This window comes from Pseudomonadales bacterium, from assembly GCA_024234435.1.
Lineage (GTDB): Bacteria > Pseudomonadota > Gammaproteobacteria > Pseudomonadales > Porticoccaceae > JACKOF01.
Genome location: JACKOF010000003.1, coordinates 1 through 13,568, shown reverse-complemented (window position 1 = coordinate 13,568; position 13,568 = coordinate 1). Strand labels below are relative to the sequence as shown.

The following is a 13,568-nucleotide window of genomic DNA, read 5'->3' as shown; positions in this document are numbered from 1 at the left end:
GTTTTCAGTATTTATAAAGTGACGGAAATCCGTCTATTTCTGTAAGCCCATTAGATCGTTAACCTTCTGCGCATTGGCTGTCTGATTCTTTTGAGTTTCCAAATAACAAAGACAGTCATTAAAGGGGTTGGGGGTGATTGGTGCATCAACAGCACTTGCTTACGGGCCCTTTATATGAAAACAACTATTGAGGGGTAGTAGGTATGCGAATCAAAAAACTAAATGCATTGGTTACACTTTGTTCCGCTGTAATGGCTTCCAGTATGGCGCATGCGGCGCTGGAAGAAATCGTGGTAACGGCAAATAAGCGTTCGGAAAGTGCCAATGATGTGGGTATGGCAATTTCTGCAGTGTCTGGCGAGATTTTGGCTGAACAGAAACTGACGTCTTTGGAGGACATCGCTTCAACGGTGCCAGGGTTGGTGTTCTCTCCGAGCACAACCAATACGCCCATATTTACGCTGCGTGGTGTCGGTTTTAATGAAAGCTCGTTAGGCGTGTATCCGGCAGCGAGCTTGTATATTGATGAAGCGCCATTGCCATTTCCGGTAATGGCGAGCCACTCCGCTTATGACCTTGAGCGAGTGGAGGTGCTCAAGGGGCCACAGGGAACGCTGTTCGGCCAGAACTCAACGGCTGGTGCTATCAACTTTATCGCTGCGCGGCCAACAGATACTTTTTCTGCTGGTGGGGATATTAGTTACAGCCGGTTTAACAAGAAAGAGGTCAATGGATTTGTCAGCGGCCCTCTGGCTGAAGACCTGCTGGGACGTGTTGCGTTTACCGGGGTGAAGTCAGACGAGTGGCAGAAGAGCTACACACGGGATGATGAAAATGGGAAAGAGGATTATTACGCGGGGCGACTGTTACTCGAGTATGAACCCAGCGATGCTGTTCGCTTGAAGATGAACGTTAATGGCTGGAAAGATAAATCTGACCCTCAGGCACAGCAATTAATAGGTTTTCATCCTACTGTCCCAGGCGCATTTGCAGACCCGAATACCAATGCGCAAGCGCAATTGACTACGCCTTTTTCGCCTGAAGACCCGCGTGCTGCAGACTGGACGCCTGAAAGCGCACCAAAAGGAGACCGTACTTTCTATCAGCTCGTACTGCGCGGTGACTTTGATTTGAATGATGAGCTGACATTGACGGTAATGACGTCTTATGCTGACTTTGAGCAGGATCAGGTAACCGATGGTGACGGATCTGATCTGATCCTGTTTGACCTGCGTAAAAGTGAGGGGGAACTGGATACCTGGAATACCGAAGTTCGCTTGGCAAATTCACCGGATAGTACATTTCGCTGGGTAGCAGGTGTGAATTATGAAAAGAGCAATACGTTTGAAGATCAGGTGTTGTTCTTTGAAGATAACACCAATAACAGCGCACAAAACCTGTTTATTAATAACGACAGTAATGTGTTGCTCGATCAGGAGATTGAAAACTACGCTGTTTTCTTCAGTACCGAGACAGATATTGCTGAAGACATTACTTTAAGGGCAGGAGTTCGGTATACCGATTCAAGTATTGATGCCGAAGTCTGCCCTTATGCTGCGGGCGAATTGCGTACAGCTAACCTGTTTAACTTTTTAGGCAACCTGCCTGCACCGAACCCCTTTAATCCAAACAATCTTCCCTTCGACCCTGTTGGCGGCTTGCCGGATTGTTATGCATTTAACAACCAAGGTATTCCAGGTGAGCCGTTTATTGATTCACTGGAAGAGGATAATGTTTCCTGGCGTGTGGGGGCAGATTTCCACCTGAACGAGGATTCATTGTTATATGTCAATGTTTCCGAGGGGTATAAGACAGGCAGTTATCCCGCTTTGGCGGCCGCCAATCATACGGCACTTGAGCCGGTCGTTGCTGAATCGGTTTTGGCGTATGAGCTAGGTATCAAGTCAACACTGGCGGATGGCTCAGTGCAGCTTAACGCTGCAGTGTTTTATAACGACTACACGGACAAACAGTTGCGAGGTAAATATCCCGATCCATCATTCGGGATTCTGGATACTTTAGTCAACGTACCTGAATCAAAAATTGCCGGTATTGAAGCTGATATGATTTACCAGGTAACGGATTCGTTAACTATTTCCGCGGCTGTCACTTATCTGGATTCAGAGATCACCGAATACGAAGGCACTAACTTGTTGGGTGACGCAAACGACTTCTCCGGAGATCGCATACCATTTACCCCCGAGCTGACCTATAACCTGGATATTGATTATCGTATCCCGTTGAGTAGTGGCGGAGAGTTGTTTATGGGAGTAAGGGCCACGGGTCAAACAGATTCTGATGCGGCAATAGGTGCTGACCGTATCGTTTGGCCAACAGGTCCCTATAGCAGAGCGGTTGATTCTCACCCTTATGAACTTGATGGATTTACAACCATTGATGCTCGTTTGGGCTACGAAACAGAAGATGGTAAATGGAGAGTCATGCTCTGGGGCAAGAATATTACGGACGAGTATTACTGGACAACTATTATTCCCTCCTCGGATGATATTGCCCGATTTGCTGGGCGACCCGCGACTTACGGTATTACCGTTGGGTATACCTACTAAAATAGGTCGATAGATTCTTTGAAACAAGAATCAACCTCAGGAGAAGTCGGCAGAACCTCAGGCCGGTTTCTCTTGGGGTGGGGATTTTCGTAGATAACTGTTAGGGTTTAGACTGCCAAGTTTGTATTTATGGTGGTACATTTGTTGTACCCGTTACGGCAATAACAAGACTTTCAAGAGCCAGAGCATGAATAAAAACAGATGCGCTTTGTTGGAACCACGGATCAATTACATCTATGAGCGCAAGCTCAGAAACCGCAGTAACGGGCCCTACACCCCGAAAAGCAGCGAAGAGATCGAAGCCGGATTGCACCGGCTTTTTGAAAGTATGGGGTTTACCAATATTGTTATTTCGGATGTCGGGCGTATGTCTGGTGGGGCTTCCAAAGAGCAATTTGCTTTCTCGCTCAAGCACGAGGCGCTGCCTGTCGCCGAGCGCTTTGTTCTGCGAATGGACCCTCTGGAGGGTATTGTAGAAACCTGTCGGTTGCGAGAAGCGGAGTTGATTGCCGCATTGCAGGGTGTCATTCCCTTGCCTGCGGTCCTGGCTGTTGATGCCGAGGGTGATTTTTTGGGTCGCCCCGGCGTGATTTGCAGTCTGGTGAGCGGCGTGACCGCGCCAACTGCTGAGAGTGGCAAGGGCGTCTCTGGAATTGGCATCGGTTACGGGAGCTATGCTAACAAAATTGCCCCTCAGTTCGTTGACCTGCTTGCCAAAATTCATGCATGGGACGGCTCAGGTGCCGAATTACCCAGCTATGTAAAGCCTGTTGAAGGGACAACTGAAGCAGCGGTCTATCAGATCAACTACTGGGCGAAAGCCTGGGCGATCGATAAAGTGGAGCCAGTGCCCCTTATCACTTATACCGAAACCTGGTTGCGCGAGAACGCCCCTGTTTGTGATACTCCTTGCCTGCTGCACTGTGATTATCGAATTGGCAATTTTCTGTTTGAAGAGCCTTCCGGAAAAATCACGGCAATTCTCGATTGGGAGTTGGCGCATTTTGGCGATTTCCATGAAGATCTGGCCTGGAGTCTTCACCCGTTTTTTGGCACCAAGAGTGATGAGGGTGAATTCTTGGTGTGTGGATTAATGCCCCGAGCGCAATTCATAGCAGAATATCAGCGGTTGTCCGGCCGCGTGATCGACACCAGAGTACTCAAATACTACGAAGTGATGAATGCCTGGAAATGTGCACTTATGGGCTTTAGCAGCGCAATAATGGCGGCAAAAAATGGCAATAACCATCAGGATTTGTTGATCACCTGGCTGGGTTCAGCAGGCGGTGTTCACATGAGTCACATGGTCTCGTTGATCAAAGAATACGACGCTATGTGTCATGACGGTTGAGCACGTTACTGTGACTCGACAGGCTGTACGCCGAATGAGCGGAAGAGGCTAAAGGCTAGAGAACAGAGGCTAAAAACAATGTTACCGGATATATCGCTGCGAATTGAAAACCTGATAAAAGCGATGGAGACCATCGTACAACCTGCGGTTGACCCCGCGAATGATTTGGCTCGGGAGCAGGCGCAGTTAATTATTGGTCATTTGAAACTGTTGAACAGCCAGTGGGATATGGCCTATCTCTATGAGATGCGCGCTCTGGAGGAGTCCGTTGCACTTGCCAATGCGCTCATTGCTGCGGCTGAAGGTGGGTCTGAAACTGACACTGCGACAAGTGCATTGATTGTCGTAGTCGGTGATGTACCGGAGCAGATGCCTCATACCGCAGAGGCTGTTAATCACTACACGGCTGCCATAGGTGAAGCGATTGATGTACTGATCTATGCCTGTCATGAGGATGGCTCACAAAGCTTCAGAGAGAAACTTCACCCGATTATGCTCGAAGCGGGTGAAAAGCAGATTATGCGTGAGCGTGTCTGGTTTCAGGCCACAGGACTCGATCCAGAACAGGATCAGCTCCCTTCCATACAAGAGATGTTGCTGAACGGGTGATCTGTGGATTGTCGTTCCAGTTTTAAAATTATTCAAAAGAGTATTATTTGTTATGCCGACACAAACTCAGGAGTTCGCTGATTTTCCCATTGAAAACGCCTATCGACACAAACTTGAAGCCAATAGTCGCGAGTCACTGGCGCATATCGTATTGATGCCCGAGCACGAAATGGCCGGCTTTATATACCCCAGTATGTTGGGTAATGGTGAAGGCAAGGCTATTGCCTGCTTTTTCGGGCCAGATTTTCCCGAGCAGGTGGTTGAACAGATTGAGGGGCCGGTGCCGGATGACATGGATTTTGATGACTGGCGCCACGGGCCGTTGCATATGCAAGTGGTTGAGCCCTATAAGCGTGTTGATATTCAGTGGGCCGGTGAACGAATCAAATTCAATGGTCAGATCACCATGAATCATCCTGCGTATCCGTTCAGTATGCACCCGAAAGGCAACCCGGCCTATTTCGGCGACAATCGTACCGAGCAGCATGGCAGTCTGGTGGCCGATCTGGAAATTGACGGAAAAGCCATTCATCACGAAGGTTTTCTGATTCGTGACCACAGTTGGGGGCCGCGCGTCTGGGGGTTGAACCAGCATTACAAGTGGGTGCATGCCACAACGGGGGAAAGCTCCATGCACTTTTTTGAGATGCAGGGTTTTGGGCGTACCGAGTTAAGGGGATTTTTGTATAAAGATGGCATCATGCGTCATATCGCATCTATCGATTATGACTTCACTTATGGTGATGACATGGTGCAAAAAACGTTTCAGGTAAAGGTCACCGATACAGAAGGCCGAAACTCGCAGATTGATTACACCATGTTCGGGGTTTTACAGTCGTCTCATGACCCGAAAACACTGATTAACACCGGTTGTGCAAGATTGGTATTTGATGGCGTGCCGGGAGTGGGTGTGTGTGAATTCAGCTGGAATAAGGATTATTTTGATTTCGCCAAGCAATATGTGGCGCAATTTGGATAATTCGGTGCTGAATACAGCAAATTCGCGCGCGACTACTGTTGATCACCATTATTCAGGAAGGGTGCCAGGGATGGGTAGCCATTAAACTCGGCTTTCAGCACCAGGTTGAACGTATAAACGCCACTCAGCTTGCGCATCATAAACATAAAATCCAGCGGTGGCAGTTTGAAGTAGGATGACAGCGAAGCCTTGCCCGCTGTTTTTGCTGCCCGCTTGGGCAGCTTGCTGGCGTGCCAGCGGTACTCACCCTGACTGTTTAGAGCCATCTGTGGTGTGTCGCTGTGATCCTGTTTCAAAGGTTCAGCTACTTCAAAGCCCAGTTCAGCGAAGTTGTCGAGTACCGTGTCGGGGTAATGGCTTTGCATGAAGTTCATGGCAATAGCGTTGCGGACAAACATATCTCTGTCATGCAAATGCGCGCCAATAATCATGCCGCGAAATTGTTGGAGAAAATCGTCTGGAAATTCCCGCATGGCACCAAAATCCAGCAGTACCAGTTGATCAGACTCGCTTTCGGTATCGATACGTAAGCGATAATTGCCGAAATTGGGGTCTGTCTGCATCTCACCCCATTCAAAAAGCTCGATAAAAAACAGATCAAGCATGGCTTGTCCAATATGGTTTCTCCGCTTTAGTGGCAGTTCCTGTGCGGCGGTGTCATTAACCGAGATACCGGATTCAAAGGATGTTGTTAAAACGGTTTTACATGAGTAGCGGGAGAATACTTCAGGCACCACAAAACGATTGTCAGCAGCCAGCTGTTCACGTACGCGGTTGGTTTTCTGTGCTTCGTAACAGTAGTCCACTTCCTGATGCAGGGTAGTACGTATTTCAGTTAGCCACTGGTGCATATCGGTGGTGATATCGATTAACTTGGCCAGGCCGAGCAGTCGGATAACGGCATTGAAATCGGTATCGATCGATTTAGCGACGCCAGGATACTGCACTTTAATACAGAGCGCCTGGCCATCACTGATTCTGCTGGCTTTGTGGACCTGTCCCATTGAAGCTGCAGCAAGGGGAACCGGATCAATTTCAAGTTCGGCGAGGATATCGTCGCCAAGGGCTTCCCGCAGGGCCGTCTCTATGCCAGGCCAGCTCACGGCGACTGTTTGCTCTTCCAGTGTCGAGAGCGCTTCGATGACTTCATCAGGTAGTACGTATCTGCCATACAGAGCCATCATCTGACCGATTTTGACAACACTGCCCTTCAGTTTACTGATCTCGCTAACGAAATAATGAGCCTGCTCGGAAAGCATTTTTTTCTTGCGTTGTTCGCGCTTCTCGGTGGAGTAAAACAGGTTTCCCGCCGAATGGGTGAGCGCGCGAGTGCCGGAAAAAACACCGGCCCGGGCAAGCTCCATGCGACGTTCCAGAAACCCGGTTTTCACACGCTTGATGGTCTTTACAGGTTTCTTGTTGCTCATAGATACTCGCGATACGGCAAAAGAGCAAGCAGGTAAGCGGCTGTTTCGCTAAGGCCTGCCGGTTCGGAATGGCGTGTCAGCCCTTACTTTTTTTGATCAAGAATGGCTTCAACCTGATCCATCAAACGGTTCATACGGTGTATAACCGCTTCGTAAACTTCCGCTGATGCCATGTCCACACCGGCCTTCAGCAGAATGTCATAAGGGTATTGCGAACCGCCCGCGCGAAGTATATCCAGATACTGCTGCTGGGCTTCTTCACCGTCAGCCAGGATCCGGTCGGTTAAATAATAGGCGGCAGAAATAGAGGTTGCGTACTGATAGACATAAAAATTGCGGTAGAAGTGGGGCACATAAGCCCACTCGACGGTATAGGCATCATCCACGATCATCACGCCCTGATCATGGCCGTAGTACCGTTTCAGAATGTCACCATACATCAGGTTGAGCTTGTCGCCGGATAACGCACCGCCACTTTCAACCTGTTCGTGAATGGCCAGCTCAAATTCTGCGAACTGGGTCTGCCGAAAGAAAGTGCCCCGCAATCGGGAGAGTTCCTTGAAGATGAAATAGAGCTTTTCCTGATCACTTTTTGCATGCTCCCGTAAATAATCAAACAGTAGTACTTCGTTTGCAGTGGATGCTATTTCCGCGGTAAAGGTGGCGTAGTCTGCCTTGGTAAAAGGCTGATTTTCGTTTGCCAGCAGTGAATGCATGGCATGCCCCCACTCATGGGCAAAGGTGCTGACCGACTCAATATCGTCAGTGTGATTGAGCAGTACATAAGGGTGTACGTCATAGGCTGCCCCCATGACATAAGCGCCACTTCGTTTGCCTTCTGAGGGGTAAACATGCATCCAGTCCTGCGATACGGCATCGCGGAATTTGTTGAGGTATTCTTCACCAAGAGGATGCAGGGCGGCCAGTGTCAAATCTCTGGTTTCCTCGATGCTGTATGTTTGATCCAGGGATATTACGGAAGGGTAGATATCGTAGTAGTGTGTGCTTTCCAGCTTCAGCATGCGCTGGCGCAGGGATATAAAGCGGTGTAGCGTATCAAGATTCTCATTGACGGTGCTGACCAGTGTGCGATAGACCGCTTCCGGTATATTGTCGGCGGCCAGAGCCTGATGGAGAGCAGAGTCGTAACCGCGCAGTTTTGCGGTGAGAACATGATTGTTCACTTCACCTTCCAGTGTAATAGCCAGCGTTTGGCGGTAGTCCTGAAAGGTTTTCCAGAATGCATCAAATACCCGTTTGCGGTCATCGCGATTGCCTTCAGCACGATATTTGGCATAGCCTTGGGAATTGAGCAATACTTCTGACCCGTCGGAAAGTGTTGCGGTTGGCCAGGGGATCTCTGCGTTAGTGAGCACATCGTAGACATTGGTGGCGGTGCCCAAGGCATCGCTGGCGGCGGCCAGAATCCTCTCTTCCTGGGGAGACAGGATGTGTTCACTCATACGCAGTGTATTGAGAATATAAAAATCGTGCGGTTTCAAACCTTTCGATTTTTTCAAAAAACGTTTCAGTTTCCTTTCGCCAATTTCAACCAGTTCCGGATCAATAAAGCTGACGGCTTCGCTGAATTGTGTGAATAGGCTCTGTGCCATTGATGCGCGCTCACGGTATTCGGAATTTCCCAGATCAATGTCTTTGGCGAGAAAGGTATAGACATAGAGGCGCAGTAATGTGCGGTACATATCACTGGCAGAGTCGAGGCATGCACTCAGAATTTTCTCGGAATTACCCAGTTTCCCTCTGCAAACGTCCAGTTCGGCAAACCCTTCTATCAGCGCATCTTTTTCTGCTTCCCAGCTTGCCACATCGGGGTAGAGGTCGGATAAATCCCACTCAACACTTGCTTCCTCAACCGGTTTTTCGGTGGCTGGAAGGGCGCTATCGGTATTGGCATGGCCGCTGGTGGAACAGGTCAGTAATAGTAAAACCCAACTGATCAGTGTTAAGCGATATGTGTTGTGCATAGGGCTATTCCAGAGTGATTTTTTCGACATGGCACCGCATTGTGCCATCAGATATACGAGCGGTTATTTTATCGCCAGGGTTGACGGAGGCAACCTTGCGAATAATTTGTCTGTTTTCATCGCTGATAATGGCGTATCCACGCTCCAGTGTCTGTAACGGACTGACACTATTGAGCAGCTGCGCGGTTGCTTGCCACCTGGAGCGTTTTTGTAAGAATAGTTGTTTGACCGCCCGATTCAAGCGTTGTTGCAGGGCAATGGTCAGCTGCTGTGATTGTTTCAACCGCTCACCCGGGTGGTGACGGTTGAGTCTGGCGCCGAGCTGACTGAGCTGATGGTGTCGCAAGTGCAATTGCATGCTGAATACCTGATTCAGACGGGCTGTCGTGTGCATCAGTTGCTGCTGTTGCTGACGGATTCGTTCTCCGGGATGGCGCAGTCGCTGAGACAGTAAATCCAGTTGCTGCTGCTGGTTGTGAAGTTTGCGCAAAACCGCTTGCTTGAGTTGTTTTTCAAGCATGGAAAAACGGGCCTGGAATTCAATGGTATCGGGGCTGACCAGCTCTGCTGCCGCCGAGGGTGTCGGTGCGCGCACGTCGGCAACAAAATCGGCAATCGTAAAATCGGTTTCATGCCCCACGGCGCTGACAATGGGAATTTCACTAGCATGGATAGCCCGCGCAACAGATTCTTCATTGAACGCCCATAAATCCTCTAGTGAGCCGCCACCACGACCAACAATTAACACCTCACAACGACCGCGGTTGTTGGCTTCTGCTATGGCCTGTACTATCTGGCCTGCCGCGGCCGCACCTTGCACTGCGCAGGGGTATACGCTGACAGGGATGGCCGGGAAACGGCGTTTCAGCACATTGAGAATATCTTCAATTGCCGCGCCAGTTGGTGACGTAATCACACCGATCCGTTTTGGCAGCCAGGGAAGCTTTCGCTTATGCGCATCATCAAACAGCCCTTCTGCTGCCAGCTGTACTTTGAGCGCTTCAAACTGGCGCTGCAGGGCTCCATGGCCGGCTTCTTCCATATGCTCGGCAATCAGTTGGAAATCACCGCGGTTTTCATACAAACCAACCCGACAGCGGATCAGCACCTGCATGCCGTGTTCGGGCCGGAATAAAACCCGGCTATTACTGCCGCGGAACATGGCGCAGCGTACCTGTGCCAGGTCATCTTTCAGCGTAAAGTACCAGTGTCCGGAAGAGGGACAGCTGAAATTCGAGATTTCGCCTTCAACCCAGAGCAGCGGAAACTGCGTTTCCAGTAATTGACGCACTCGTCGATTTAGCTGGGATACGCTGAAAATTTGTCGCTGATTGGGGCCTTTGGTGGTGTTGTCGGTGTTCATTGTCTGACTTTGTTGAAGCAAGGATGTATTATGGCATATTGCCAATCTGACAGGTGATTTTGTTAGCATATGCCGGTTTACCCATGTTCAGCAAAACCTTATAATGCGCCGCCTGTTCAATTTGATGGATACGGCCACCCATGCTGAGAATCACACAAGAAGCGCTTACCTTTGATGACGTTTTACTGGTGCCTGGTTATTCGGAGGTCACCGCCAAGGATGTGTCGCTTCAAACCCGCCTGACACGCGAAATCAATTTGCATATTCCGCTGGTATCCGCCGCAATGGATACCGTTACTGATTCACGGCTGGCTATTGCCCTGGCGCAGGAAGGCGGTATCGGCATTATCCATAAAAGCATGACGGTCGAGCAGCAGGCGATGGAAGTGCGCGCTGTGAAAAAATTTGAAAGTGGGGTGGTAAAGGATCCTATCACTATTGATGCTGACGCTACGATTCAGGATCTGGTGGCGCTGACCCGTGAACACAATATCTCCGGTGTGCCGGTGCTTAAAAACGGCGAACTGGTGGGTATTGTGACCCGGCGTGATGTCCGTTTTGAGCCCAGCTCTGATGCCCCTGTTTCCAGCATCATGACTCCCAAGGAGAAGCTGGTGACGGCCTTTGAAGGCGCCAGTCCCGATGAAGTGCGCTCGCTACTGCACAAGAACCGTATCGAGAAAGTGCTGGTGGTGGATGAGCATTTTGATCTGCGCGGCCTGATTACGGTTAAGGATATTGATAAAGCAGAAAAATACCCGAATGCCTGCAAAGATGATCAAGGGCGTTTACGGGTGGGTGCTTCCGTTGGCACCAGCCCGGATACCGATCGCCGTGTGGCCGCTCTGGTGGAAGCCGGTGTCGACGTGCTGGTGGTCGATACTGCTCACGGACATTCTCGCAATGTGTTGGAACGGGTATCCTTGATCAAACAGCAGTACCCCCAGATTCAGGTAATCGGTGGCAATATTGCTACTGCAGAGGCTGCGCTGGCACTGGCAGAGGCCGGTGCAGACGCCGTGAAGGTCGGCATCGGCCCTGGTTCAATCTGTACCACACGTATTGTAACGGGCATTGGCGTGCCGCAGATTTCAGCGATCGCTAATGTTGTGGATGCCTTGAAAGAAAAAGACATCCCAGTGATTGCTGACGGCGGTGTTCGTTTCTCTGGAGATATAGCCAAAGCGATTGCAGCAGGTGCTCACGCGGTGATGATGGGGTCCATGTTCGCCGGTACTGAAGAATCTCCCGGTGAGATAGAGCTGTATCAGGGACGTACTTACAAATCCTACCGGGGCATGGGTTCTCTGGGTGCGATGTCGCAAACACAGGGTTCCAGTGATCGTTATTTTCAGGACGCCAGTAAAGGTGCAGAGAAACTGGTGCCTGAAGGTATTGAAGGGCGGGTTCCCTATAAAGGTCCGATTTCTGTGATTATCCATCAGATGATGGGAGGCCTTCGCTCGGCGATGGGATATACCGGCAGTGTTGATATTGAAGTGATGCGCACAAAGCCGAACTTTGTCCGGGTGACGTCGGCGGGTATGGGCGAATCGCACGTACACGATGTTTCTATCACCAAAGAAGCTCCGAACTATCCGGTGGGCGGCCGCTGAGTACTGTGGATTCCGTATCGGGGCTGCTATAAAGCAGCCCCTTTTGATTAAGGGGTCGTTAAGACTCCAGACAATATTTAACTTGCAACACGCAGTTCGAGAAACGTTATGGCAGACATTCATGCCCAGAAAATCCTGATTCTGGACTTCGGTTCACAGTACACCCAGTTGATCGCCCGCCGGGTTCGTGAGGTCGGGGTGTATTCCGAGATCCGTGCTTTTGATATGAGCGAAACGGAAATTCGTGAATACCAGCCGTCCGGCATTATTCTGGCGGGTGGGCCGGAATCGGTTACTGCCGGGGAGTCTCCTCGCGCCCCGGGTATTGTCTTCGAGCTCGGTGTCCCCGTGCTGGGCATCTGTTATGGCATGCAGACCATGTCTGAGCAGCTGGGTGGGAAAGTGGAGGGATCCCGTCTGCAGGAATTCGGTTATGCCCAAATCAAGGTGCGCGGTAACAGCCGCTTGCTACACGATGTGGTTGACCATGTAGATCATGACGGTAGCACGTTACTGGATGTGTGGATGAGTCACGGCGACAAGGTTACAGCCATGCCGGAAGGTTTTGAGTTGATGGCTTCCACCGAATCCTGCCCCATTGCTGGCATGTACTGCGAAGCCAAACAGTTTTACGGCGTGCAGTTCCACCCTGAAGTGACACACACGTTGCAGGGTATGCGGATATTCGAACACTTTGTACTGGAAATTTGTCATTGTGACGCACTCTGGACACCGGCCAAAATTATTGAAGATGCCATTGCCCGCGTGCGCGAAGAGGTAGGTGGCGATAAAGTATTGCTAGGTCTTTCCGGTGGTGTTGACTCATCTGTGGTTGCTGCGTTACTGCACAAGGCGATTGGCGATCAACTGACCTGCGTGTTTGTTGATAACGGGCTGCTTCGAAAACATGAAGGCGACCAGGTGATGGAAATGTTCGCCAAGAATATGGGGGTAAAGGTTATTCGCGCTGATGCCGAAGAACTGTTCCTCGGCAAGCTGCAGGGTGCGTCAGACCCTGAGCAAAAGCGTAAAATTATTGGTAATACCTTTATCGAAGTATTCGACGAAGAAGCACACAAGCTGACGGATGTGAACTGGCTGGCGCAAGGCACAATCTACCCCGATGTGATCGAGTCGGCCGCAGCCAAAACCGGCAAGGCCCATGTCATCAAGTCGCATCACAACGTGGGTGGTTTGCCGGAGGACATGAAAATGTCACTGGTGGAGCCACTGCGAGAGCTTTTTAAAGATGAAGTCCGCAAGATCGGTCTGGAGCTCGGTTTGCCCTACGATATGGTCTATCGTCATCCGTTCCCCGGCCCCGGCCTAGGCGTGCGGATTCTTGGTGAAGTTAAAAAAGAATACGCCGACCTGCTGCGCGAAGCCGATGCCATCTTCATTGAAGAGTTGCACAACTCCGGCTGGTATCACAAAACCAGTCAGGCCTTTGCTGTATTTCTGCCAGTGAAATCGGTTGGCGTCGTCGGCGATGCCCGCCGTTACGAGTACGTTATTGCCCTGCGTGCGGTAGAAACTGTTGATTTTATGACGGCCCGTTGGGCGCATTTGCCCTACGAACTTCTTGAAAAAGTCTCCAACCGTATCATCAATGAAATTAGCGGTGTATCGCGGGTGACTTATGATGTTTCCAGCAAGCCACCCGCGACCATT

At 50.3% G+C, this 13,568-nt stretch carries 9 protein-coding genes; 6 read left to right on the top strand and 3 right to left on the bottom strand.

Features of this window, described 5'->3' with window-relative positions; genetic code table 11:
* Positions 1-203: 203 nt before the first annotated feature.
* The 4 genes from H7A02_12590 to H7A02_12575 all read left to right on the top strand — a co-directional run bounded on the left by H7A02_12590 (position 204) and on the right by H7A02_12575 (position 5,506).
* Positions 204-2,567 (top strand): TonB-dependent receptor, encoded by a 2,364-nt coding sequence (locus H7A02_12590; protein MCP5173094.1) that lies wholly within the window; start codon positions 204-206, stop codon positions 2,565-2,567.
* Positions 2,568-2,754: 187 nt separating this feature from the next.
* On the top strand, positions 2,755-3,918 hold the full coding sequence (locus tag H7A02_12585; protein MCP5173093.1) for a phosphotransferase family protein: 1,164 nt from the start codon (positions 2,755-2,757) through the stop codon (positions 3,916-3,918).
* Between the two features lie 78 nt (positions 3,919-3,996).
* Entirely contained in the window at positions 3,997-4,527 is a 531-nt protein-coding gene (locus tag H7A02_12580; GenBank protein MCP5173092.1) for a hypothetical protein, read from the top strand.
* A gap of 52 nt (positions 4,528-4,579) precedes the next feature.
* Positions 4,580-5,506, top strand: a complete 927-nt coding sequence (locus H7A02_12575) for a hypothetical protein (GenBank protein MCP5173091.1) — start codon at positions 4,580-4,582, stop codon at positions 5,504-5,506.
* 32 nt (positions 5,507-5,538) lie between these two features.
* On the opposite strand, the gene H7A02_12570 is transcribed toward H7A02_12575, so the two are convergent.
* The 3 genes from H7A02_12570 to xseA all read right to left on the bottom strand — a co-directional run bounded on the left by H7A02_12570 (position 5,539) and on the right by xseA (position 10,281).
* Positions 5,539-6,933 carry an AarF/ABC1/UbiB kinase family protein gene (locus tag H7A02_12570; GenBank protein MCP5173090.1) on the bottom strand — a complete coding sequence of 465 codons (1,395 nt, stop codon included), beginning with the start codon at positions 6,931-6,933 and terminating at the stop codon, positions 5,539-5,541.
* Between the two features lie 83 nt (positions 6,934-7,016).
* Positions 7,017-8,918, bottom strand: coding sequence for an oligoendopeptidase F (gene pepF, locus H7A02_12565; protein ID MCP5173089.1), 1,902 nt, complete (start codon positions 8,916-8,918; stop codon positions 7,017-7,019).
* A 4-nt stretch (positions 8,919-8,922) separates the two neighbouring features.
* Positions 8,923-10,281: an exodeoxyribonuclease VII large subunit gene (gene xseA / locus H7A02_12560; GenBank protein ID MCP5173088.1), complete on the bottom strand. Its 1,359-nt coding sequence runs from the start codon at positions 10,279-10,281 to the stop codon at positions 8,923-8,925.
* Between the two features lie 140 nt (positions 10,282-10,421).
* Here xseA and guaB point away from each other — a divergent pair, with 140 nt between their 5' ends.
* Entirely contained in the window at positions 10,422-11,897 is a 1,476-nt protein-coding gene (gene guaB / locus H7A02_12555; GenBank protein MCP5173087.1) for an IMP dehydrogenase, read from the top strand.
* A gap of 108 nt (positions 11,898-12,005) precedes the next feature.
* Positions 12,006-13,568: glutamine-hydrolyzing GMP synthase (gene guaA, locus H7A02_12550; protein ID MCP5173086.1), on the top strand; the 1,563-nt coding region annotated here is incomplete at its 3' end.